This is a genomic window from Rouxiella aceris (assembly GCF_012933545.1).
GTDB lineage: Bacteria > Pseudomonadota > Gammaproteobacteria > Enterobacterales > Enterobacteriaceae > Rouxiella > Rouxiella aceris.
This window is the reverse complement of sequence record NZ_JAADJU010000001.1, coordinates 526,020-550,070: the sequence shown is the minus strand read 5'-3', so window position 1 is coordinate 550,070 and position 24,051 is coordinate 526,020. Positions and strand designations below refer to the sequence as shown.

The window sequence follows — 24,051 nt, the reverse complement described above, 5'->3', positions numbered from 1 at the left end:
GACTAATATAAAACCCCGTGCTTTCGCTGGCCGGGGTTTTATAGAGGATCATATATGACTGACAACCCGACTCTTGCTTTGCCAGGCTCCGTTGAGCGTTATCACTATGCTCGAGAAGGTCAACGCGTGCTTAAAAGCAGCCGGTTTAATACCAAAGCCACTCTACGCCAACGACGGGTGTGTTACCTGCCAGGGCTGGAAATTCGCATCACAGACAGTGCAGATAAACAAACGGCAAAGTTGCAGGTGATTACCGTCCACAACCTGCGTATTCTCGGTTGGCAACAGGGCAAACCCACGCAAGCTGACCCTAAGCAGATCCGCTTTAGCGCCAACAACAACATCGACAGTTGCACCCTGGAACTCGATGGCCTGGGAAAAATCATCAGCCGCGAGCACTATTATCCTTTCGGCGGCACTGCCCTCTGGGCCACGGGCAATCAGACGCCAGCCGACTATAAAACGCGACGCTATTCCGGCAAGGAGCGGGACGCCAGCGGGCTGTTGTACTATGGCTTCCGCTATTATGCGCCTTGGCTGATGCGCTGGCTTAATGGCGACCCGGCGGGTACGGTGGATGGGGTGAATCTTTTTCGTATGGTGCAAAATAATCCCGTTACCTTCCGGGATAAGCAAGGGCTTTCCCCCACCCCCGGCAGCAGTATTGCAACAACAGCAACCATGCTTGATTATCTGCATGAAGCCAGGAAATATTATACAGAAAACATGCAACACCCAAAAATTCATGTTTTTGATACTAAATTTCTGCCGCATTTAATTGAGAACGAGAAGAAAAGAAAGCCGGGTATGAATCTTGATCTGGCAAGATCGCCCACAGAGTTTGTGAGTGAATTGAAAAAATTAAAAGACAATCACGCCGATGGTTATCGCGGGCAGTTTATTGTCAATATGGGCGTGGGTATTCACTACGCCGCTTTAGATATTTCTATTAACTCTGGCGAGATATCGGTTATTGGCGTTGAACCCGCCAATATGAATAAAAATGGGCCAGCGATATTAGCAGTCAGAGTATTAAGTGCAGTTGACGCAGAGATCCCCTCTGCCAAAGTTGCCATGATCGAAGCCAATATCCAAAATAGTCCGGTAGATTGTGGTATTTTCAGTCTTCACTTTTCGTTAAAAATGTATGCCGAGCAGCAAGCCATGGATGATTTACATCACAAGCACCTTGCTGGTGGGTTAAATCGACATATAGACTTCGGGGTAATAGCCAAAGAATATTCATCACTCTATTTGCCTGTCAGTTTTATGAAGCATACTCACTCTAAAAAACGCCTTACCGAGTACTTTGATACCAACAAAAATAAACCTGATGTCGATATTTATCGCGATAGCATTATGGCCAGGCAAGGAGCCTATATTTTGCAGCGTGAAGGCCGCACTTATAGTGCGTCCATTGAAGATAAAAGGATTAATTTAATCAGGCGAGCCCTTCAAAAATAAATATTTCTGTATAAGCGACTTGATGTTAAATAAATAACCTGCCGAGCGAGGATAACCAGTAGAAGAAGTGTAAATATAGGTTGTTTTTACTTGGCAGTAATCTTTTATCGTAATGGCAAATTACGGTGACTATTTTACGGACCAATATGGATTTATATTGAGCAATAAAATTAGCATGGAATAAACAATGAACGTCACTCTTATAAATAATCGCTCATATGAAAGCTATCATTATGCTCGCGAAGGCCAACGGCTGCTAAAAAACCATCAACTAAATACCAAAACCACTACACGGCAACGACGGGTGCGTTATTTGCCTGGGCTGGAGATCTGCACCACAGCCAGTGCGGAACTCCAAACTGAAAAGCTGTTGGTGATTAGCGTTAACGGTCTGCGGATTCTCTGCTGGCAACAGGGCAAGCCAACGCAGGCGGACAATAAGCAGCGTCGTTTTAGCGCCAATGACGATATCGGCAGTAGCACCCTGGAACTGGACGGCGAGGGGCAAGTTATCAGCCACGAGCACTATTATCCTTTTGGTGGCACGGCGCTCTGGGCTACGCGCAATCAGACGCAAGCCAGCTATAAAACGATACGCTATTCCGGTAAGGAGCGAGACGCCAGCGGCTTGTCCTACTATGGCTTCCGCTATTATGCTCCCTGGCTGATGCGTTGGCTAAATACCGATCCGGCAGGAACAGCCGATGGTCTGAATATCTGTCGCTTTGTACGCAATAACCCGACAACCTTCCGCGATCCCGATGGTTGCGCACTGGCCTCGGGCCTTTATTCGCTGCATCAAAATGCCCACTACACCAGCCTGGCCACGCGTCTCGCCACCCAATTACCTCATGACGAGAGTAATACCTTTCTGACCACTCTCCAGGGGTTGTCCATGGGCCAGGAGGGGACATATTTAATGAAAGAGCTTTCTGCCGCTAACCCTGCCGCGGTGGCAAACCTCAAACAATTCCATACGCAGACGGGGGGCGGCGATCTGGATATGCCGATGAGCGCCAGTGACGCAAAAGAATTTTTAACCAGTGCGCTGGAGGTCCTGCAGAAAGTGAACACCTTTGCCACCACTAAAAAATTGGCCAACAGCTTAAAAGCCGATCGCAATAACCAGAATAGTGTTGTCAATTTTAAAAATATTGATAAAGCGATTAAAGATATAGCCGCTGTTGATCCGGCCCATAAAAATTTTTCAGGCCGCCTGTTTGATATTGTACGCACCGTGACCAAGGCTAATATTGTTACCGCGACATTAGAAGGCAAAGGGAAAACCAAAGTGTTGAGGAATTATATCGCGTTGTCGAATAAACCTCATACGGGTTACAGCTCTGAGGATGTCGGCGGTTATAGTTTTATTACTAATGGTATCTCTGCCCAGGACAGTATTTTTTTTCCCATTGCCTGCAGTAGCGGCAATAACCCGGAAAAACGCGTCAATGACACTGAGATTAAAGTATTAAATGCCATACGTAATATTGTATTTGATCCTAATGGCCCCTTTACCTTAAAGATAAACTCGCTGCTATCTCCCTGCCCATCCTGTACCCAGGCAATAGTGTCCTATACCAATAACCTTAATCGTAATCCATTGGTAGCAAAACAAAAAAACAAGCATTTGATCGTCAATATGTCCTCGCTCAGATAGGGCTATTAGCGGGTTATGCATCCCCGGTTGAGGTAAGTCTGCGGTGGCCCATTAATCGCAGGCTTTCCCCTGTTCGCGGGTATTCAGCGTGCTGGATAAGCACGCTGACCGATCCTGCGTACTGTTGTCTGCAAAGCCTGACTCACTATTAGTGAGATAACCCGCTGAGTAAGCTTATTTTTATTTTCGACGGGTTAGCTGCCATAGGTATCAAGACCCGCTGTTTCCCTGTCACTCATTGTTAAAGGAAAGATTATGCCTTCAGAGAATAGGTCTGCTGCTGTTGCCATCCCCTCCGTCAGTTTGCCAAAAGGCGGCGGTGCCCTTACCGGTATACGACAGAGTTTAGACAGTGTGGGTGCCACCGGTCAGGGTGGGGTGCAAATTCCGTTACCAATCAGTTTGGGACGGGGATTTATGCCTTCACTGTTGTTAAGTTACGCCAGCGGCAATGGCCATAGCGCTTTTGGCATGGGCTGGAATATGCCCCTGCCGATGATAGCTCGCCGCAGCCACCAGGGAGTGCCCGCCTATAATGACAACGATCAACTCACCGGTCCCGACGGCGAAGTGTTGGTTGCGGTGTGCAATGAGCAGGGAGAAGCACAGGTTGATTTGGTCAGCGAGTTACTCGGTCAACCACTCAACGCCAGCTATCGGGTAGAGCAGTTTATGCCACGCATTGTCGGTGACTTCAGCAAGATTGAACGCTGGACCGCGGCCAATGACAATGGCCCGGCAGGTAAAACCGCTTTCTGGATGGTGCGCGGCGTTGATGGATCTATCAATATCTACGGCTTCAGCGAGTTGGCGCGCATAGCCGACCCCGCAGCACCGCAACAACGTATTGCCCGCTGGTTGCTGGAAGAGAGCCTGTCGCCAACCGGCGAGCATATCCATTATCAATATCGTAGCGAGAACGATTTTGGCTTGAATGCCGGTGAGTTGCTACGCGATCACCAGGCTCAGCGCTATCTGGATCGTGCCAGGTATGGCAATCGAACCGCCCAGACTCTGCCGTACTTATTAACCGCTAATATGCCTGCTGACTGGCATTTTGAACTGGTGATGGACTACGGTGAATATGCCGCCACGGATGACGCGACACCGCTTTATCAGGCTCAGGTCAGTAATCAATGGCCACTTCGCCAGGATCCGCACAGTGATTATGCCCTGGGTTTTGAGCTGCGTACGCTGCGACTTTGCCGCCAGGCGTTGATGTTTCATCGTTTTGCCGAACTGGGGACGGAACCGGTTTTAGTCTCTCGCCTGCGTCTCAATCATAGCGAATCGCCGTATCTGACTCATCTCGACAGCGTTGACCAGTTTGGTTATGCCGTTGCGGATAAAATGGCCCGACTGCCCTCACTGCGCCAGGAGTATAGCGGTTTTACGGCCAATGCCAGCGCCGAAAGCTGGAAGAAAATGGAGAAAATGGCGCAGATCTGCGACGGCGGCAATTATCAATGGGTTGATTTATATGGTGAAGGTATTGCCGGGATTTTATATCGTTCTGCCGAAGGCTGGCGCTATCGGTGTGCAAAGCGCGCCAGCAGCGGTGGTGATGACGTGGATTACGGCGATGAACAGCCTTTGCCGCAGCAACCGCTGGGTCTGGCCGATTCGCCACAGGCATTACTTACCGATATGACCGGCGACGGTTATCTTGATTGGGTGGTATCTCAACCCGGCGGCGCCGGTTTTTTTACCGCGCAAAGCGACAAAAACTGGTCCGATTTTATTCCCTATCAGGCATTTCCCAGTGAGTTTCACCATCCGCAGGCACAAATGGCGGTACTGGGCGGCTATCTGGCGGATTTAAGTCTGATTGGTCCGCGCAGCGTCAGACTATATCGTAATCAAGGCGGCGAATTTGCCGCACCGATTGATATTGCCCATAGTGGCGAAGATCTGCCCTTGCAGGGTAGCGCGATTGACGAGTTAGTGGCCTTCAGCGATGTATTGGGCAGCGGTCAGCAGCATCTGATCCGTATTCGTCACAACCAGGTACAGTGCTGGCCCAATCTGGGGCATGGTTGTTTTGGCCAGCCGCTGTTGCTGGCGACGCTGCCTTTCGCCCCCGGAGAGCTCCATCCGGCGCAAATCAGTCTGGCGGATCTCGATGGCAGTGGCGCGGTAGATATTATTATTGCGCAGCCGGATCAGCTATTGGTGTTTCGTAATCGGTGCGGTAATGGTTTTGACACCGAAAATCCGCTGATACTGCCGCTGCCACCGGGTGAGCGTATCGATTCGTTAAGCAAATTGACCTTCGCCGACCTTTCGGGTCAGGGGTTCGCCAGTCTGATCCTCACCCAGGCTTATCCTTCTCCCCGTCACTATCGACTGGATTTATCCCCGGTTAAACCCTATTTGCTTTATAAACAAATCAACCCGCTGGGCAGCGAAACACTGTGGTTCTATCGCAGTTCGGCGCAAGAGTGGCTCGATGAAAAGCAGGAAAATCCCGACGCGGTATCACGATTGCCTTTTCCGGTCCAGTTGGTTAAGCGTGTTGAGGTCCGCGACAAAATCAGCGGTAATTGCACCACAACCCAATACAGTTTTCGTCGCGGCTGGTTTGATGGTCGTGAGCGCGAATTTAATGGCTTTGGCCTGGTTATCCAACGCGATAGCGAAAGCTTGAGTCTCCCCGACCGGCAACAGGGTTTTACTGCCGCGGTGATCAATAAGACCTGGTATCACACGGGTGGACCGCTGGATCGAAGCGGGTTTTACCAGGATGAAGACTGTCAGCCGGTGGGGGCTATGTTTTGTACTCAGCCTGCTGAAAACGGAGATATTCCGCTTTCGGCGGCGTTAATAACAGCATTGGCTCATCCGCTTAACCGCGCCTTGAAAGGGTCGGTGTCTCGGCAAGAAGTCTACGGGGAAGGCATGTCGGTGCCTTATAGCGTATCCGCAACGCGCCCGTTGTTGCGCTTGCTGCAAATGCCGGTCTGGCAGGATCAGGCGATTGTCCAACCGGCGGTCCTTGAGCAACACGTCTGGATCTATGACGGTGTCGCCAGCGATCCGCAGGCTACTCATCAGGTGTTACTGGCATGGGATGCGCGCGGCTTGCCAGAGTACCAGGCAAGCATCAATGCGCCGCGCCGCGCTGCACCGGTATGCCCGTTTGCTGCGGAAACGGCGCAGGCCAAATGGTGGGCGCACTCTTTTGACCAACAACAGGATTACTGGCGTATTGAGGAAATCCGCACTCAATATCAGCATCGCGAAGAGGCGGGTTTTTGGCGACTGGGGCTACCGAATCAGGCGAGCACAGCAACGCTCAACTTTCCGGCATCACTGCGCCCGGCCACCGACGGCATCAGCTATGAGTTTCTGAAAACAGAAGATGGCTGGCTGGCGGCAAACTCGGCAGCACGTACCGAGACTGGCTGGCAACGCGTGGTGTTACAACCCGATGCCAGCGGAAAACCTCATCCACTTGGTCTGCCGCTCTATAGCGAAAGCGCAGAGTTTGATGCCGAGGCATTGACGGCGTATACGGGATGGCTGGAGGGCGAAGCGCTGGAGCAGGCGTTACTGGCTGCCGGTTATCGTCGTGGTGCAACAGGGGAACCCTTATGGCTGCTACGCAGCGCGCTCAGTGAATATGGCGACGAGAAGCAATTTTTCCGCCTCTTGCGCCAACGGGCCAGCGAAGCCCATCCCTATAGCCTGATCGAATACGACAAATATTTGCTGACCGTGGTTAAGGTCACCGACGCGGCGGGATTGGTGAGCGAGTCCGACTACGACTATCGTCTGCTGCAACCCACCCGGATGACTGATCCGCAAGGTACGGTGACAGCGAATCTTTTCGATCCCCTGGGGCGGGTTATCGCCTCAACCTATCAGGGGAAAGAGCAGGGGCAGTCGACAGGGTTTGGCAAGTTCGCCGATCACGACTTCGCCATTAGCACGCTGGAAGAGGCGCTGAACAAGCCGGAACAGGCATTGGGCGATCTGGCCAGCGTCAATTTTTATGCCATCGACAGGTTTGAGTTAACCGGCAAAGTAATATGCAGCGCCAGTCTGAGCAGCGATCGCTATCCTGGCGACCCGTTGCGGCAAATCCGTATTGCTATCAGTTTTAGTGATGGTTTTGGCCGTATCCTGCAGACAAAACATAATGTTGAAGCGGGCGAAGCCTATTTCCGCGACGAACAAGGTCATCTGGCGTTGGATGAGCAGGGTAAACCGCTGCTGGCTTACAGCAATCAGCGGTGGGCGGTGAGTCAGCGCGTGGAGTACAACAATAAAGGCCAGCCGGTCAGGGAATATCAGCCTTATTTTGTTGATGGCTGGCAATATCTCGCCGATGAAGCCTTGCGTGCATATGGCTATTGCTCCTGCCTGTGGTATGACCCGTTGGGGCGTCCTACCGATGTGCTGGATGCCAACAATGAGTGGTCACAGGTCGCTTATCACCCGTGGTATAGCGTGGCTTTGGACAACAATGATACCCAGGGATTAGCAAGACCTGACTGGTTAATGTCTGCCAGCAGGCGTTAATCAACGCCCGCAGCAAAGCATGGCGATCCGGCCCCCTGATAGCAGGAGGCCGGATTTTTTAATAAACGGAGGAGGGAAAATTTACGCTTAAGTGTGGAGTCCCGCATGCAGCCGCTATGTTAGCCAGTGCATGGGGAAGTGGAGAACTGACTACGGCTCCTGGCTATCCTGAACCAGTGCCACCGACTGCAACTGGTTGCGGCCATCCCAGGTCATCTGCTGGTTACCGGTTAACTGCATCAGGTTGCCGTTGGCATCAAAGAAACTATCGACCTGCTCCGGCTGGATGCCACCGGTTTGGCGAACCGAACGGTTGGATGTTGGTGACACCACCATGGTTTGCGTATAGTTATTTTTATCGGCGATATGACGCATGGTCAGCAAGTTATTGCCCTCGTCATAGCGATAGTCGCGGGTATAGTTACGCAACTGGGCCGAATCAGGATTTTCACAGGCCGGAAGCTGTGGCCCTTGTTGCCCGGCATTAACACTTTCCTGTCCGGTTGCCTGGATCAGTTGCGACAAGCTGTCGTAGCGATATTGGCTAATTAAATCAATGCGCTGATTGCGAAAATAACGGGTTTTTTGCGCATTATCGCGCACGCTGAGCACATTGCCGATGGCATCATAGCTGTAGTTCAAATCTTGCAAAATCGCGCCATTTGCCCGCCCCTCGGCGGCTGGGCCGCGTACCAGAATACGCAGTAGTCGCTGGTCTGTCGGGCGAAATTCGCGGCGGGTAATCACGTTATTACCGGCTTTTTCATACACCGCCTGGCCAAATACGCTGTACTCAATTTCGCTCAGTACCGGAATAATGGTTTTATCTGCAAGTTCGACCTCACACCAGGCCGGGGCACCGCTCAGGGTATAGCGATGACGCTGCTTATTGTTGGCCGCATCGGTTTGCTCGAGCACTTCACCGCTGGCGGCAAAATGCCAGCGTGTGGTGTAGCCTTCGGCCTCAAGGAGTGCCTCACGTTCGGCGAGTGGCAACGGCCAGTCAGGGGTATCCATACTGCGCAAGAAAAAACGCGTCTCAGCCAGTGGCTTACCCGACAAGCTAAAAGTGGAGGTGTGTTGGCTACCCGCCGGGTCGTCATGGCGGATCAGTTGGCCCCGCGCATTATTTTCTGCATCTGGCGGCCCATAAGTCATTCTGTCAGTACAGGTTTCGTGCTCGTTGTGCAATTTTTCATAACGGGCAATCAGACGATTGGCCTGGTCGTACTCCTGTCGCATCAGAGTTCCACGGCTATCCATGCTGGCAATGGGCAATCCCTGCGCATTGAATAACTCTTGCCTGCTCCCGGCATCGACACTGTCACAGCGAAGTTGACGATGGCTCAAACTGTATTGGTAGCGAAAATTGGGTTTATCGGCCTGATTTTTATATAAGCGAGGATCAATGCTGCTCCGCAGTCTTCCCTGGTTATCAAACTGGTGACGGGTAATGCGCGCCTGTGGCTCACTCTCTTTATCGATTCGATACCAGGCGACTTCTCTGACCACCAATGCCCGATTATTGAATACCGAGAGTGTCGGCGTATTGGTATGCTGATTGACTGACATTTATACCTCCAAATAGATGAATTCATACTGAGGCTACGGTGACCGGTGTTGCATTAATAGCCTCAGTACCATGATAAGAAGGGGCTCAGATAAGCGGCCTATTTGACGTCAGACGGTTTTTTTGCCGGGCCGAGCTGGATCCCGCGATGTTTTAAATAGCGGTAGTAAGTACTGCGGGCGATACCCAGACGCCGTGCGCACTGTTTGGCATTGAGTTTTTTTTCGTGATAAAGCGCTTCGGCACGCTCGGCCAGTTTCAGGGCTTCGGCGGAAAGACCGCTTGGGCGTCCTGCCGGTGCCGGGGTGGCATCGGGGTTGTGGCCGGCAAGAATGGCTATTAACGTTGTTGTCTCAGAAAAATGAAGACTGTCCAGCTCGCTATCCAATGTATACACATGATTTCCATCAGAAAACCACTTGCGTAACCATTCAAGCTGCACGCCAAGAGGGCCGCCAAGACTTTCCAGATTGGTCATGATTAAGGTTACCGGTGTCTGCGGCAGGTTTTGCGCCTGCTGTAGTGCTGGTGCCAGCGCAAAACCGTCATCGTCATCCTCAAGAAAACGGGTGCAGCCTGATTTTTGTAATAACGCTTTTTGTTGTGCCCTGACCAGACTATTACCACGTAGATAACCCAAGAGTGGCAGCATTAATTTACTCATTTTCCGCTCTCCATTTTGAAACGTTTAAGGGCGGTATACAACGTAGTGCGCGATACCTGATAGCGTTGCGCCAGCTCAGTCAGCGAGGCTTCTTTTCGTTGCAATGACTGGTAAATAAAGGTGGTTTGTTGTTCTGTCAGGCGACATGGACGACAGGTTTTGAGTTTATGTTTTTTCTTTCGCTGTTCATGCAGTTTTTTTAATGCCAGACAAAGACGCAAAGTCGAGCTGTTCTTTTCTGAAGATAGCGTTAGCGCATCGGCGACGCTGATAATGGTAATATTTCTTTTTGTGAGTTCAATTAACCAATCAAGCATCATTTTACGGTTGCTAAATAACTTGTTCACCCGCAGGGTGATTAATTTATCGCCATTATTTAATTCATTAATACACTTGTTCAATTCTATTGATTGAAACATGTTTTTCTCTTCATAAATAATTTCACAACCTGCTTCGATTAATGACTTGCGCTGATAGTTCCGTGAGTGGACGCAGTCAACGTGGTATATGTAGCCAAAAGTTCGGTTATTCATACGATTTTCCCTTGGTGATAATAATAAGAAGAACTTATTCAAGTGTGACTAAGTTAATAGCTCGAAGATTAATGGCTGCAAAACCTTTTTGGCAAATGCTATTGATTGGTAATATTCATTCCTTTCATATCGATCACAATTCAATTAATCAAGCTTGTCCATCTATACTAAAAGTCTATTTTTAGGAAATGTCGGGCAATAAGATTTTATTTTATTTCATTTTATGGCTTTGGTTTTTATGTATATTTAAAAGGTTTTTATATTTATTAAATAATAATAAATTTTTTAATAAGACTATTTTAAGGAGTGATATGTCGCAAGAATTATTGGTGTTATGCGCGGCTGCCGTGGGTGCTATTTTGTTTTGTTTACGGCGACGACGTCGCTCAACAAAAGAACGCTTTGTTGTTTTTATCATCACCAGTCTGGCGGGTTACTTTTTAGAACCCTTTGTAAATCGTAGCCTTGGCATACCGGAGCGGGAAGTTTGTGCCATGATTGCCGCCATTTGTGTCTTGCCATTAAGTGAGGTGTTAATTAACTCGGTGAGTAAAATAGACCTTTTTAGCTTCCTCAAAAATAAAGGTAGAAAATAAAAAGTCAGCATATTGGATGGTTTGTATTTTAACGGATTAGTTTTCATGATCATTCCGATGATCAATAAATAGGGGCGCGGCAAGGGCGATAATACCCCGTTAAATATCTGAAGTATTCATCGTCAGAGGAGAGAGAGGGCGACTCGGTATACTAAAGCTAAATGCGGGTCCGGCAGCTAAAGGTGACGGACCCGCGTAATAGTTGCTGTATGGTGTGTATAAACCAATGCCCATCATTAGACTTAACTTGCTCTCCTTCTAAAGTAACTTTCTGCGTAGGTTAAAAGTGATATTCTTTTTAGCTCGATAGAGTATGAGTAATTTTTATTTGTCTGCAGGTCTTCGCGCAAAAGGCTATATTGTCTTGCCAGAATAGTCTGCTGTTTTTTATTGACAGGCTTCTCGGCCAGTTCAGGCCGGACTTCGACCAACCACTTCATTTGGCTTTTACGTTGCGTATGTTTGAAAAAAACCTCAGGAAGGATATCAAGCGGTGCCGAATCAAACAGCGTGGATTTAACGCGATCGGCAATATATTCTTGCCCACTAAATCCTTTATATTTACCGCTGGTACGCAGGGCATTATGTATCTGCAAGACTGACTCTTTCTCTTTGCTGGCATGGATCCCCAGAACCAGGCTAAAGAAACTGCAACCTGAGGGAGAGGACTGTATGCCGGTGGCAAAGGAAACGAAAGGCGTACCAGGATGAGTTTTATTTAGCTCAGTGGTAAATTTCTCAGTATCGGACTTGGCTCTTAAAATACTACCCAATGAATCAAAGGCGACTAATGATATTTTATTATCTTCAGTACGTAACGCATCAACCAGCACGCGGTGCGCCCCGTAGGGTGGGAAAATATAGCGACTTTGCCCGTAAGAAATACCTTCACCTAATTGTTTAATAAAATCTTTATGGTTTGAAAAATAAGTGAGCTTGAGATCGGGATAGCAATGGTTGGCGGCTTCCACCAGCAAAGGGAAATGCGCGATTTCCTGCTCGGCAAACGTCTGATCTGGCTGAATATTTGCCGTAAAGAGCATATTTGCTGTTTGTTTAAGTCCGCTGATAGCCTCGAGTGATGTGGCGATGCAGCCCTCTCTGTCCTGCAGGGTAACAGGATTATTCCGCACCATGGCGAATAAGTTCAGTCCATCCGCTGTGCTTGCCGGGTCCGTATTTAGCCAACGCATCAGCCAGGGCGCATAGTAGCGGAAACCGTAATAATAAAGCCCGCTGGCATCCCGTTCCTTGCCGCAATAACGTCGGGTTTTAACGTCCGCTGCCGTCTGCTGGCGCGTTGCCCACAGGGCCGTGCCGCCGAAAGGATAATAGCTTTCCCTGCTGATAATCCGCCCGCGACCATCAAGTTCAAGGGTACGACTGCCATTACGCTCGCTGAGGCTATAGCAAACCTGATGGTTTTCGCTGTCCACGGGTTTTCCCTGTTGCCGGTGCAGAACGCGCAGGCCGTGCAGGGTAATACACTGCCGTTGGTGGATGAGTGTGCTGCCGTTATGCGTGGTGTGAATTTCCAGCCCTGGCAGATAACGCACTCTTTGGCTGTGCACTGTCGCTTTAGTGGCATGCCGGCTGATTTTCTGCAGACGGGCACCTGGATGTGCATAGCAATATGTTTCAGATAATCTATTGATTGCAATTGAATTATTCAAAACTCCTCCGCAAATTTAATCAGGAGTCTTGAGCTTAATTGACCCGATGTCCTGGAAATATCCATTAATCGGAATTTGGCATTCATCTGGTAATGCAGATCGCTTTGCACTAGCGGGAAGATGGCGATGCATAAAAAACTGCACCTTAATCCGTTGGCTCGCCAACTTTTGGGGTGCAGTTCAGCCAGTTGCAGAGGTTGCTATGGCGCTATTTTTTATCCGGGTCCGGACCTAAACGTTTGCCAATATCCAGCTTGCCAAACGCCAGCAGCTCATCTTTTTCCAGCTTAAAGTCAAAGACGTCAAAATTTTCATGAATGCGTTTTGGGGTCACGGACTTGGGAATAACAATCAACCCGCTGTCCAGATGCCAGCGAATGACAATTTGCGCCGGGGTTTTGCTATATTTTTCGGCCAGTTGCTGGATAAGCGGTTGGTCAAATACGCCTTTTCCGCCCTGTGCCAGCGGGCTCCAGGATTCGGTGGCGATCCGATGGGTGGCGTTCCAGGCGTGCATTTGCCGTTGTTGCAGCATCGGGTGCAGCTCAATCTGGTTAACCGCCGGAGCAACACCGGTTTCATCAATCAGCCGTTGCAGATGGGGAATATGAAAGTTACAGACACCGACGCTTTTTGCCAGCCCCTGCTCCTTGAGTTTCAGTAGCTGCTTCCAGGCGGCCACGTAGTTATCCTGCTGCGGTTCCGGCCAGTGGATCAGGTAAAGATCAACATAGTCGAGCTTTAATTTCTCCAGGCTCTCTTCCAGTCCCTTCTGGGCATAGATCTGCTGGTCATTCCACAGTTTGGTGGTGATAAACAGCTCGTTACGGGCAATGGTGGTTTGCGCCAGCGCCTTGCCGACGCCTGCTTCATTTTTGTAAATGGCCGCAGTATCAATATGGCGATAGCCAGTATTGAGCGCGGTGCTGACCGCATGGGTCGCTTCGTCATTGCTGGCTTGCCATACGCCAAGACCGAGCTGCGGCATCAAATTGCCGTCATGAAGTTTGATAAAGGGTTGCGTTGACATAACTTTCTCCTGTTGAGGGGAATGTGTAATCAGATAAGTTTAGTAAACGAATTGTTATTTCGCTGTGTTTGCTAATGATTATTTTTCAAAGATTTATCGCCAGCGGCGGTTAGCGTCAGTGGTTTTCCCTACGGAGAGAGTGGTTCGCAGGGTGAAGGCCGATGGCAGCATATTCCTGCTAAAACCTTGCCTGATCCTGCAATGCGCTATAGAAACAATGGGTCTTGTGGCACTATTATTGTCAGTTTGTTTTTTTGCGGAGAACAGTAATGGAAAATGTGGCAGTGCTTTGTGCTCATTTGGCAAAAAAGGTCGAGCGCATGAGCAGCGAAAAAGACAAATTTCAGTCGCCGTTGCCGCAGGTAACGCTGATGTGTTACTCCGTTTACCATCCTCGTCAGCCGGTGATGTACAACCCCAGTATCACCCTGGTTTTTCAGGGACGTAAAATTGGTTACCTGGGCAATAAAGTCTTTGCCTATGATCCCAAAAATTACCTGATGCTCACCGTGCCGCTGCCCTTTGAGTGTGAGACCTTTGGCACCGCCGAGCATCCGGTCACCGGGATATCTATACGTATTGATGCGGTGATGTTGCAGGATTTGCTGATCGAAATGGGGGATGAAGGGTTTTCGCACCAGGCGGATCACTCCTCGGGTATCACCTCGGGGTTACTGGATGCCGATATTCTTTGCGCCAGCGAACGCTTGCTGGATGTAATGGAAAAACCGCTACACGCCAAAGTGTTGGGGCCGCAGATCATTCGTGAAATCCTGTTTTTTATTTTAACCAGCGAGAACGGTGGCGCGTTGCAGGCACTGGTGAATCGCCATACTCACTTTAGTCAGATTGCCAAAGCGCTGCGCAAGATAGAAAACCAATATGCGCAGGCGCTGAGCGTGGAGCAACTGGCCAGCGATGTGAATATGAGTGTCTCGGCGTTTCACCATAATTTTAAAGCGGTAACCAGCACCTCACCCTTGCAGTATCTTAAAAACTATCGCCTGCACAAGGCGCGAACCATGATGGTGTACGACGGCATCAAAGCCAGTAGCGCCGCCATACGGGTTGGCTATGAGAGTGCCTCGCAGTTCAGCCGGGAATTTAAACGTTATTTTGGCGTCACGCCGAGTGATGAAATTGCGCGTATGCGCGAAGAGAATATATTGAATCTGGCTGAAACGGTGTTTGGCTCATAGCTTCTGGCAGGAGGGGGACCGGTATTCTTGCCAGCGGCAGTTGCCTGGCCTGAAAGCTCACCCCGGTAACTTACTTGCGTAGGCTGCCGGGGGACGTTTCAGAGGACGATTTTGCGTTTGTTGCGCCAAACCACCAACAGTGCACCGGCAAGTCCGGTGATCAGCAGCAGGGCAGGCAATACCATCAGTCCGGCCATGACCTGGTCTTCGTGACGTTTAACGATAGGGATATGGCAGAGGGCAAAGCCCATGCCCATAATCACTCCGACCCATAACACCGCGCTTAGCCAGTTAAACAGCTGAAAGCGTGCATTATCGAGGCCAGAGATACCGGCGATGGTCGGCAGCAGGGTGCGCACAAACGCCAGGAAACGGCCAATCAACAGAGCGGTCAGCCCGTGTTTGGTAAACAGGGTATGGGCGCGCTGATGGTAGTGTGCCGGTAACTGCAGCAGCCAGCCTTTAACCATTCGGCTATGGCCCAGCCAGCGGCCCTGCAAATAACTGAGCCAACAACCCAGACTTGAGGCCACGACCAGGATCAACAAGGTAGGCAACATGCTCATCACGCCTTTGGCAACCAGCGCCCCGGTCAGTAACAGCAGGCTATCACCGGGAAGAAAAGAGGCAGGAAGCAGGCCGTTTTCAAGAAACAACGTGGTAAACAGGACGGCATATACAACCCATAGCACGTTGGGGTTAGCCAAGACGCTAAAGTCATGTTGCCAAAGTGCATGAAGGATCTGTGTCAATACCGCCATAATGCTTTCCTGTCAGATTTTGCTGCAAAAACTGTAGTGCTCTATATGGGTGATCACTCTACATCAAAGGCAACGTGATCTGACCACCTGACGCCACACTACAAGAAAAATATCTTAAAAAATTTTTATAAGTGATGGCGTATTATGGTCAAAAACCGTGCAGGCTCCTACCAGATTTGTAAGGAATTGCGCGGTTTGTCGCAATCATTCGTCAGACTGTGTGCCAATTGTGGAGGTCGCGCATAATTCTTGCACTATTATCGCGCGCTGACCGGGTTTAAGCAATGCGCGCAAACGCCGCCTCAAGGTCGGCAATCAGGTCGTCACAGTGCTCCAGACCGATATGCACGCGCACCAGCGTACCGTTAAAATCAACCTGCTCTGCCGGGCGGATGGCCTGAATTTCTTCCGGCTGGTTGGCCAGCACCAACGATTCAAATCCTCCCCAGGAATAGGCCATGCTGAAATGCTCAAAGTTATCGAGATAAGCACTGAGCTGGGCGTCGGTCAGGCGCTGTTTGAGAATAAAGGAAAACAGACCGCAACTGCCGCTAAAATCACGTTTCCAAAACTCATGACCCTGACTGCCGGGCAGTGCCGGATGATTGACGCGCGCCACTTCCGGGCGGGATTGCAGCCAGTGGGCAATGCGGATGCTGCTCTCGGCATGTTGCTTGAGACGAATACCCATAGTGCGTAAACCGCGGCTGGCGACATAGGCGGTATCGGCATCGACCATTTGGCCCATCAGATAGGAGTGTTCACGCAACTGATCCCAACAGCGGGCGTTGGCGACTGCGGTGCCGAGCATGGCGTCGGAGTGGCCGATAATATATTTGGTCCCTGCCTGGATAGAGATATCGATATCAAACTCCAGGGCTTTAAACAGGATCCCCGCTGCCCAGGTGTTGTCGATCATAATGACCACCTCGGGGGAGACGGCGCGTACCGCTTTGACAATAGCCGGAATATCCGGCACTTCCATGGTGATTGAGCCAGGAGACTCCAAAAATACCACCTTGGTATTGGGCTGCATCAATGAAGCGATGTTCTCACCAATAGACGCCGGGTAATAGGTGGTGCTGACCCCCAGTTTGACCAATACTTTTTCGCAGAAGTCTTGCGTGGGTTCATAGGCCGAGCCGGCCACCAGCAGGTGATCGCCGCTGGACACAAACGACAGGATGGCATTGCTTACTGCCGCCGCGCCGCAGGGGTAGAGCGCACAGCCTGCACCGCCTTCCAGCTCGACCATCGCTTCTTGCAGGGAAAAGTGGGTCAGGGTGCCGCGACGACCATAGAACAGTTCGCCCTTGGCGCGATTGGCAGTGGCAAATTTTTTGGCTGCCACGCTCTCAAAGACTAAAGAGGAAGCGCGCTGGATCACGGCATTGACCGAACCCTGAGTAAATTTTTTATTTCTGCCCGCGCTAACCAACGCCGTTTCAATTTTTTTTGAGGACATAAGACCGACTCACCTTGATTATGTGTTTGCTGTATGACGCTAAACGCCAGCCACCTTATGCGCGGCCTTGGCAGACCACTGGCGGCACTTTTTTATTACGTTATCATGCCCTCATGCCGAGGATGCGCTTTTGGCCGGCTGAGTGAGAAATTTTCATTATATGCTGTCGGTACTGAAGTTCTGATTGCATAAAATTGCGCTTAAAACTGCGAGCCGGGGCAAAGTTTGTCTTCAATCAATGCCGTATGGCCGCCATGCCTTGATAATGCTGCGCATAGCAGGCGGATTAGGAATGTAAATAATAATGAGAACCACTATCAATTATGCATTTTAATTTGTTATGCTTTGCCGCTATTAATGTTTGTTTGATTAATTGATTATGGCTGGAGGCGCGACGTGCAAACGTGTCGCATTAAGATGAATAAAGCAGTGTCATTTTTAACGGACGTAAAACAGATGATAAGTACGCGTAAAACAGGAGCAGCATCCAGGATCCTGACTTCTCTGGTGCTGATGGCGGGATTAAGCGCTAGCGCCTGGGCGGCACCTGCTGCCACTGCCGCCAATGCGGTCACAGCGTCAACCCAATCTGCATCCGCGCCGGTTGCCAATGCAACAGACAACAGTTTGCCCGCACTGCAAAGCACCAGTGGCAATGAGAGCACTGCGGCACCGGCATCCGATCAAACCCCTTCTGCCCCGGTGATCCCGAAAGATCTGTCGGTCCTCGGTATGTATCATCATGCTGATATCATCGTAAAAATTGTGATGATTGGCCTGCTGTTGGCTTCGGTGGTGACCTGGACGCTGCTTTTCAGCAAGGGCGCGGAAGTCTTTGCCGGCAAGCGTCGTTTGCGTCGTGAACTGTCAGCCTTGCTGCCGGTGCGCTCGCTGCAAGAGGCTATTGAGCAGGCAGACAGTTTTGCTGCCAACAGCATCAGCAGCCTGATGCTGCGCGATGCGCAAAACGAACTGGAACTCTCTGCCGGTTCAACGGATAACAACGGCATTAAAGATCGTACCGGTTTCCGTCTTGAACGTCGCGTTAGCGCAGCGGGCCGCTATATGGGCCGTGGCAACGGTATTCTGGCCACTATCGGTGCGATCTCGCCGTTTGTCGGTCTGTTTGGTACCGTCTGGGGGATCATGAACAGCTTTATTGGTATTGCGCAAACGCAAACCACCAATCTGGCGGTGGTGGCTCCCGGGATTGCCGAAGCACTGCTGGCCACCGCTGTTGGGTTGGTCGCGGCGATACCGGCGGTAGTGATCTATAACATTTTTGCCCGTACCATTGCCTCGTACCGCCATCAGGTGGGTGACGTGGCGGCGCAGATCCTGTTGCTGCAAGGGCGCGATCTGGATTTGGCGGCCAGTGCCAGTGAGGCACCGCGCGCTCAGGCGGGTCATCAGTTACGCTTAGGGTAAGTCAATCATGGCCATTCGTTTAAACGACGACTTCGATGAAAGCGGTGAAATGCATGATATCAATGTCACCCCTTTTATCGACGTTATGCTGGTTTTGCTGATCATTTTTATGGTGGCAGCCCCCCTGGCAACGGTAGATGTGCGGGTTAATTTACCCGCCTCCAGCGCGCAGTCACAGCCGCGCCCTCCCAAGCCGCTGTTTCTGACCGTTAAAGCCGATAATCAGATGTTCCTCGGCGATGAGCCGGTTACTGCTGCCAATCTCAGTGGCATGCTTAATCAGCGCACCCAGGGCGATAAACAGACCACTATTTTCTTCCGCGCCGATAAGTCGGTGAATTACGCCACTATCATGAGCGTGATGGATAATCTGCGAACGGCGGGTTACCTGAAGGTCGGTCTGGTAGGAGAAGAGAAAATCGGCGCAGCGGCGCACTAAACGCCGCAGCCTGGTCTGTTCATTCGTAACAAGCCCGCCATCGACCCTCATTATATTGCGGGTTGTTGGCGGGTTTTTTATTGCCGCCAGTGTCCCGGACTTCAGGATGGGCAACGGGCTGTTATACTTAGCCTGGGCTTATTGAGCAGGAGGACGCATGAATCTGGATCTTTTCGATCACCCGGATTTTCACCCCCACTGGCGCGAAGATCTCTGTCCCGGTGCGGCGGTATTACGCGGTGCCGCGCTGGCCGATGAAAGCGAATTGCTGCGAGCCATCGAGAGTATTGCCAGGCTGATGCCGTTTCAATATCGGGCCACCCCCGGCGGGTACGCCATGTCGGTGGCGATGACCAACTGCGGCGAACTGGGCTGGGTTACCGACAGTCGTGGCTATCGCTATCAGGCCACCTCGCCGGAAAGTCATCATCCCTGGCCGGCCATGCCGGATCTGTTCCGCACGCTGGCGATGCGTGCGGCCCGCGAGGTGGGGTTCAACGATTTTGTTCCCGATGCTTGTCTGATCAATCGCTACCAGCCGGGGGCAAAAATGTCGCTGCATCAGGATAAGGACGAAGTGGATCTGGCGCAGCCGATTGTTTCTGTCTCGCTGGGCCTGCCCGCCATCTTTCAGTTTGGCGGTCTGGAGCGCAGTGATAAAACCCAGCGCGTCAATTTAACCCATGGCGATGTGGTGGTGTGGGGCGGGGCAGCAAGGTTGCGTTATCACGGTGTGCTGCCGTTAAAAGCCGGAGAACATCCGTTGACCGGCCAATATCGCTTTAATCTGACGTTTCGCAAAGCGCGATAACACCCAGGCTTTGTGAGCAAGGTGGCCGCAAATCACAGGACTTCGCAGGCAATGTGCATTAAACTAGGCGACTTTACTCTTTTAGCCCCCTGGGATCCCGACAGGTTAAAGGTTAAAACAGGCTTTTTTGAACGAATATTAGGCGGTAATAACGATGAACGGTGTCATCACAACCTGGTTTGAAGATAAAGGTTTCGGCTTTATCAAAGATGAAAACGGCGATAACCGTTATTTCCATATTATTAAAGTCGCCAATCCTGAGCTGATTAAAAAAGACGCGGTGGTGACCTTTGAACCGACGACCAATACCAAAGGGTTGTCCGCCTTTGCGGTGAAAGTGGCTCCGGAAAGCAAATATATTCATATCGCCGGTGAGCGCATCAAGATCACCAGTATCAAGTCATTCCTGGCCTACAGCGAAGAAGTGCCAGCAGATGCCAAAGTCGATAAAGAGAATGCCATCCTGTCGGTAGGACTGCTGATGAACCGTATCAAGCCGAAAGATGAAGAGAATCAGGCTACCACCCGCACGATGAAAAAGCTGGCGGTGACCACTTTCCAAAATCATACCTTTATCTTTTCCGAAGACGAGATCAACGTCGACGAGACCATGAAAATCCTTAAATCGCTGTAATGCTCTGACCGTCAGCACTCCTTGCTGACGGTATGCTTTCCCCTCGATAAATAATCCCCGCTAATAAGAGACCGTTACCGTGACGGTATCACTGTAGTTGCCTGCCGGTACGTTGGCCTGGCTGGTATTGACCTGTGCCCTGTAATTGACCGCCTGAGAGTTGCCATTGCCGGTAGCTGCCAGATCGTTGCTGGCGGTCCACACTGTGGCATCGGCTTTGAGCAACTGGTATTGCAGATAATAGGTGCTGCCGTTGACCAGCGCCGACATTTGCCGGTATTGGCCGCTGGAAGGGTTGCTGCTGACCAGTTTGACGGTATAAGCGGCACTGGGACTGCAGCGCACGCTCAAACTGTTGCTGGTGACCGGTGAGGTAAAATTTGCCGGGAAGGGCTGTGACCCAAAACTGACGTTGGGGGCGCTATCCAGATAGCAAAAGTTGGTCACCGTCAGGGTCACCACCAGCGTGGTAGTGGCTGTCTGGTCGGTATAGGCACAGAGTCCGGCAACACCCAGAAAACAGACGTGTGACGCCCAACGGAGGTTAACCGTATCGCTATAAGTGCCTGCCGGGACATTGACCAGCGAGGTTTTCAGATATAACGGCATTGAACCGTTGGGGCCGCCAAACAGTCCCAGCAGGCCGAGCAATGAGGTTTGTGTCCAGGTATAACTGGCACCGACATTCAGCGGGGTGCTACAGCCCGCATCAATGCACAGAGTATAGGGCACATAGCTTGCCGGGATGCTGCCGTTCGCCGGGGCATAGAGTCTTGGCGTGGTGCCCAGCGCGTTGGTGGTCGAAGAGGCAGTCACCATAATGGTATTGGTGGCCAGCAGCGTCAGTATGGCGCTACTGGTACATTTATAGTTGGTGGTGGCGGTGACCAATTGCGCCGTTCCGGCCAGGGTAAAAGAACTGAGTGTCCCAAAACTGGCGCTGCCGGTTGCCGCACCCACGCCGTTTGTGCAGTCGGCGAATGCCTGGCCCATCCCGCTCAGCGTTAACAGTAATAACATGATCACCCGTAGTCGTCTGGCAACGTTCATTTTTTATCCTCTTGTGGCGCATTGTGTATCGGCCGGCAAACCAGCGGGCCGAGCTGGGCAATACGCTGGCTGTTAGGGTCCAAATCAAAGGCAATCAGACAAGTGGTGCGGTCTTCCTGCTCAATACGCAGGCGGTTATGGGTTTGCAGATTGCTGAAATAGACCAGCCCGTCATAGCCGACCACCGTGGTTTGCTGGCTGTGTTGCTCGCTGACCAGGGTGCCGAGCTTTAGTGGTTGTCCATGGACATCAAGTAAACGAATCGAGGCCGACAACACTTTTTTAACCGGGAAATTGACCACCACGCCGCTGCCTTCTCGTACCGAAACCCTTTGCGATACCACTGGCGCAATAACATCCACCGGCAGCGGAAGCGGGTCGATATCAATTTTTGCCGGATAAAACGCGCTGACGTTGGGCAGCAGCAAATGACCGTTTTTATCGCTAGTGCCGACTTTCTGGTTTTCGTACAGCACCGGTACACCGGGATAGTGATCGGTATTGACCACCGCAAAAGCGTCATTGATTTTGTCGGCAATAAACAGGTCATGGTCGATAAACACCAGCGAACCGCTGATATCGGCCCAGTTGGTGTATTCCCCTCTGGGACCATAAATGCCGCCCTGCACGGTGGCATAGCGGGTTTTCCAGGTGGCATCGGCCTGTTGCCAGGCGTTATTGCCGCTGGCGTAGGCCAGATCCCAGCCGAGGCCGCCCTCGGTGGGCGCTGATTTGCTGGCACCGATCTGTTGTTGGTAGTGACCGGCGCTGTCGCGCTGGCTGCCGATATTTAGGTTGCCGCCAAAATCGAGGGGAATAATCAATTGCAGCTGGGCGCTGTAACCGCTGGTGCCCAGGGTTTTATTCAGCGACAGAAACAGGCTGCTCTGCGCCCACAGTGACCGGCTATAAGAAAGATTCAGCAGGCGGCTATGGCTTCTGTCTGCCGCCTCAACGTCAAAATAGCCAATGCCCACCGTGCCATTTGACTGACCAAAGGGCGACACGCTAAAGGTGGCCTGATCCGCCCGTAGGCTAAGGGCGGTATTGCTGGTATAGGCATTGATATCCTGATAGCCGTCGGTGCGTGATAAACGCTGCAGCGCCAGACTGTATTGCGTCGAATAGTAGGAATAACCCAGGGTATATTGCCTGCCGCGGGTGCGTTGGTTGGCCATGGCATAACCACTGTTGGTGCCGATGGGTTGTGTATCGGCATTGCCGGTGGTCGGCCCGTCGAGGGAGCTAACGCTGCTTTCGGCAGGCCAGGAAGTGGCGATCAGTCGCCGATCGGTCTGGCTTTGACTGGCGGACAGGCTCAGGGTGCCAAGTTGCCAAACGCCTATATCGGCCCCGGCGCCCGCCAGTCGCAATCCCTTGGTGGCTTCGCCATGAGTGGATAAGGTCAGGGCATGACTGAGGCCGAAACGATAGATACCGCTGACGGCCGGATCGTCATAATCCAGACTATCGATGCCGTAGTTTTTACGCACTTTACCCACTGAAAAGTCAAAGTCGCTTAAGCCCTGGCGCAGTAATTGGTTGGAGACATAAAAGGGGACGCTGGTGGTCACCTGTCGTCCGAGGGCGTCGGTGGTGACCACCGTCGCTTCGCCCGCGCCATTGATATAAGGCACGTTGGTCAGGGTAAAAGGCCCGGCGTTTAGCTGGCTGCTGCTGGCCTTATAACCGTTGATAAACAGATCCACGGCGGTGGGCACCGCGGCGGTGCCGCTGTACTGCACCAGCGGATAGGTAACAATATCGGGACGGACGGCAAAGTTGCGACTGATGCGCAAGCCGCCCATTCGCGCTGAATTACTCCAGGTCAGCGAATTGCTCACCACATCCCCCAACTGATAGCCGATCATCCGCTGGTCATCGCTGTAGCGCCAATAGGTGTCATAGCGCAGATAGCCATCCTGGCTATTGAGGGTCGCATTGCTGCCGGAGTTAGCCTGGGTATATCGCCAGGTGCCGGTATTGGACAGTATGCCGACATCGCTAAACAGCCGCTGTTCGAGGTAGGTCGCCACGCTGCGCGAGCCCTGATGCGGGTCGCTATAATAGCTATCGTAGTTGAACAGCAAGCCGTTGCCGCTTTGCGCCGGGGTGTAGTCGATCAGTTTTTTGCCGGCAATATCCTGCCTGGGTAGCCAGTCGTCCGGTACAGTGATCAGTAATTGCTGTGCCGAGGCGTCATAACGGCTTTTGACCTGCGGCAAGGTGCTGATATCCACCAGTCCCTGTTGCTGTCCGTTTAAATGCACATGATTTTTTGCCAATATGCCGGATTCCAGCAGATAGCTGCCGTTACGGTAGATAACCGGCACCACCTGATTATCGCTCTGGCCGTTAACCACCAGCGTCAGATAATAGGTAGTGCTGCTGACCACAGTAGCGGCGCGCGGTGGTGCGGGCAATGCATTGTACTCTTGTCCCTGCACCCCGCAGGCAACCAGACTCAGGCCGCTGGCGTAGAGTATGCTTCGACGATCCTGAAAAGGTTTTTTCAGGATCGAAGGTCTGTTTGGCATAGTTGCTGATCCC

Annotated in this window: 18 protein-coding genes; 9 read left to right on the top strand and 9 right to left on the bottom strand. The window is 51.5% G+C overall.

From position 1 onward, the window contains the following. The first annotated feature begins 54 nt into the window (after positions 1-54). The 3 genes from GW590_RS02455 (at position 55) to GW590_RS02445 (ending at position 7,648) form a co-directional block, all read left to right on the top strand. Positions 55-1,464, top strand: a complete 1,410-nt coding sequence (locus tag GW590_RS02455) for a YopJ family acetyltransferase (RefSeq protein WP_169401418.1) — start codon at positions 55-57, stop codon at positions 1,462-1,464. Between the two features lie 187 nt (positions 1,465-1,651). After that, on the top strand, positions 1,652-3,124 hold the full coding sequence (locus GW590_RS24500; protein WP_169401417.1) for an RHS repeat-associated core domain-containing protein: 1,473 nt from the start codon (positions 1,652-1,654) through the stop codon (positions 3,122-3,124). 255 nt (positions 3,125-3,379) lie between these two features. Next, positions 3,380-7,648 carry a SpvB/TcaC N-terminal domain-containing protein gene (locus GW590_RS02445; RefSeq protein WP_169401416.1) on the top strand — a complete coding sequence of 1,423 codons (4,269 nt, stop codon included), beginning with the start codon at positions 3,380-3,382 and terminating at the stop codon, positions 7,646-7,648. Positions 7,649-7,798: 150 nt separating this feature from the next. Here the strand turns inward: GW590_RS02445 and GW590_RS02440 are convergent, their stop codons facing one another. From GW590_RS02440 to GW590_RS02430, 3 genes are all read right to left on the bottom strand, one after another. Next, positions 7,799-9,220, bottom strand: a complete 1,422-nt coding sequence (locus GW590_RS02440) for an RHS repeat domain-containing protein (RefSeq protein WP_169401415.1) — start codon at positions 9,218-9,220, stop codon at positions 7,799-7,801. 98 nt (positions 9,221-9,318) lie between these two features. Further along, positions 9,319-9,882 carry a helix-turn-helix domain-containing protein gene (locus tag GW590_RS02435; RefSeq protein WP_169401414.1) on the bottom strand — a complete coding sequence of 188 codons (564 nt, stop codon included), beginning with the start codon at positions 9,880-9,882 and terminating at the stop codon, positions 9,319-9,321. Beyond that, on the bottom strand, positions 9,879-10,415 hold the full coding sequence (locus GW590_RS02430; protein WP_169401413.1) for a recombinase family protein: 537 nt from the start codon (positions 10,413-10,415) through the stop codon (positions 9,879-9,881). The genes GW590_RS02435 and GW590_RS02430 overlap by 4 nt, the downstream gene beginning before the upstream one ends. 311 nt (positions 10,416-10,726) lie before the next feature. Here GW590_RS02430 and GW590_RS02425 point away from each other — a divergent pair, with 311 nt between their 5' ends. Continuing rightward, on the top strand, positions 10,727-11,011 hold the full coding sequence (locus GW590_RS02425; RefSeq protein WP_169401412.1) for a hypothetical protein: 285 nt from the start codon (positions 10,727-10,729) through the stop codon (positions 11,009-11,011). A 242-nt stretch (positions 11,012-11,253) separates the two neighbouring features. Here GW590_RS02425 and GW590_RS24155 read toward each other — a convergent pair whose 3' ends face one another. Then, complete coding sequence (locus tag GW590_RS24155; RefSeq protein WP_211186590.1) at positions 11,254-12,684, bottom strand: YopJ family acetyltransferase; 1,431 nt, start codon at positions 12,682-12,684, stop codon at positions 11,254-11,256. A gap of 208 nt (positions 12,685-12,892) precedes the next feature. Further along, positions 12,893-13,714 (bottom strand): 2,5-didehydrogluconate reductase DkgA, encoded by an 822-nt coding sequence (gene dkgA, locus GW590_RS02415; RefSeq protein ID WP_169401411.1) that lies wholly within the window; start codon positions 13,712-13,714, stop codon positions 12,893-12,895. A 269-nt stretch (positions 13,715-13,983) separates the two neighbouring features. On the opposite strand from dkgA, the gene GW590_RS02410 reads away from it, so the two are divergent. After that, a complete protein-coding gene (locus GW590_RS02410) occupies positions 13,984-14,913 on the top strand; it encodes an AraC family transcriptional regulator (protein WP_169401410.1) in 930 nt (309 codons plus the stop codon). 98 nt (positions 14,914-15,011) lie between these two features. On the opposite strand, the gene GW590_RS02405 is transcribed toward GW590_RS02410, so the two are convergent. Continuing rightward, on the bottom strand, positions 15,012-15,674 hold the full coding sequence (locus tag GW590_RS02405) for a DedA family protein (RefSeq protein ID WP_169401409.1): 663 nt from the start codon (positions 15,672-15,674) through the stop codon (positions 15,012-15,014). 277 nt (positions 15,675-15,951) lie between these two features. Continuing rightward, positions 15,952-17,139 (bottom strand): cystathionine beta-lyase, encoded by a 1,188-nt coding sequence (gene metC, locus GW590_RS02400; RefSeq protein WP_169401408.1) that lies wholly within the window; start codon positions 17,137-17,139, stop codon positions 15,952-15,954. A 417-nt stretch (positions 17,140-17,556) separates the two neighbouring features. On the opposite strand from metC, the gene exbB reads away from it, so the two are divergent. The 4 genes from exbB (at position 17,557) to GW590_RS02380 (ending at position 20,451) form a co-directional block, all read left to right on the top strand. After that, the gene (gene exbB, locus GW590_RS02395; protein WP_169401407.1) at positions 17,557-18,567 is read left to right on the top strand and encodes a tol-pal system-associated acyl-CoA thioesterase; all 1,011 of its coding nucleotides are present in this window, start codon (positions 17,557-17,559) and stop codon (positions 18,565-18,567) included. 7 nt (positions 18,568-18,574) lie between these two features. After that, positions 18,575-19,006 (top strand): TonB system transport protein ExbD, encoded by a 432-nt coding sequence (gene exbD / locus GW590_RS02390; protein ID WP_169401406.1) that lies wholly within the window; start codon positions 18,575-18,577, stop codon positions 19,004-19,006. 157 nt (positions 19,007-19,163) lie between these two features. Then, the gene (alkB, locus tag GW590_RS02385) at positions 19,164-19,817 is read left to right on the top strand and encodes a DNA oxidative demethylase AlkB (RefSeq protein ID WP_169401405.1); all 654 of its coding nucleotides are present in this window, start codon (positions 19,164-19,166) and stop codon (positions 19,815-19,817) included. 154 nt (positions 19,818-19,971) lie between these two features. Further along, entirely contained in the window at positions 19,972-20,451 is a 480-nt protein-coding gene (locus GW590_RS02380; protein WP_169401404.1) for a cold-shock protein, read from the top strand. Positions 20,452-20,511: 60 nt separating this feature from the next. On the opposite strand, the gene GW590_RS02375 is transcribed toward GW590_RS02380, so the two are convergent. Both GW590_RS02375 and GW590_RS02370 read right to left on the bottom strand, forming a co-directional pair. Continuing rightward, the gene (locus tag GW590_RS02375; protein WP_169401403.1) at positions 20,512-21,501 is read right to left on the bottom strand and encodes a Csu type fimbrial protein; all 990 of its coding nucleotides are present in this window, start codon (positions 21,499-21,501) and stop codon (positions 20,512-20,514) included. Continuing rightward, positions 21,498-24,038: a fimbria/pilus outer membrane usher protein gene (locus tag GW590_RS02370; protein WP_169401402.1), complete on the bottom strand. Its 2,541-nt coding sequence runs from the start codon at positions 24,036-24,038 to the stop codon at positions 21,498-21,500. Before GW590_RS02370 ends, GW590_RS02375 begins: the two co-directional genes overlap by 4 nt. Positions 24,039-24,051 lie beyond the last annotated feature (13 nt).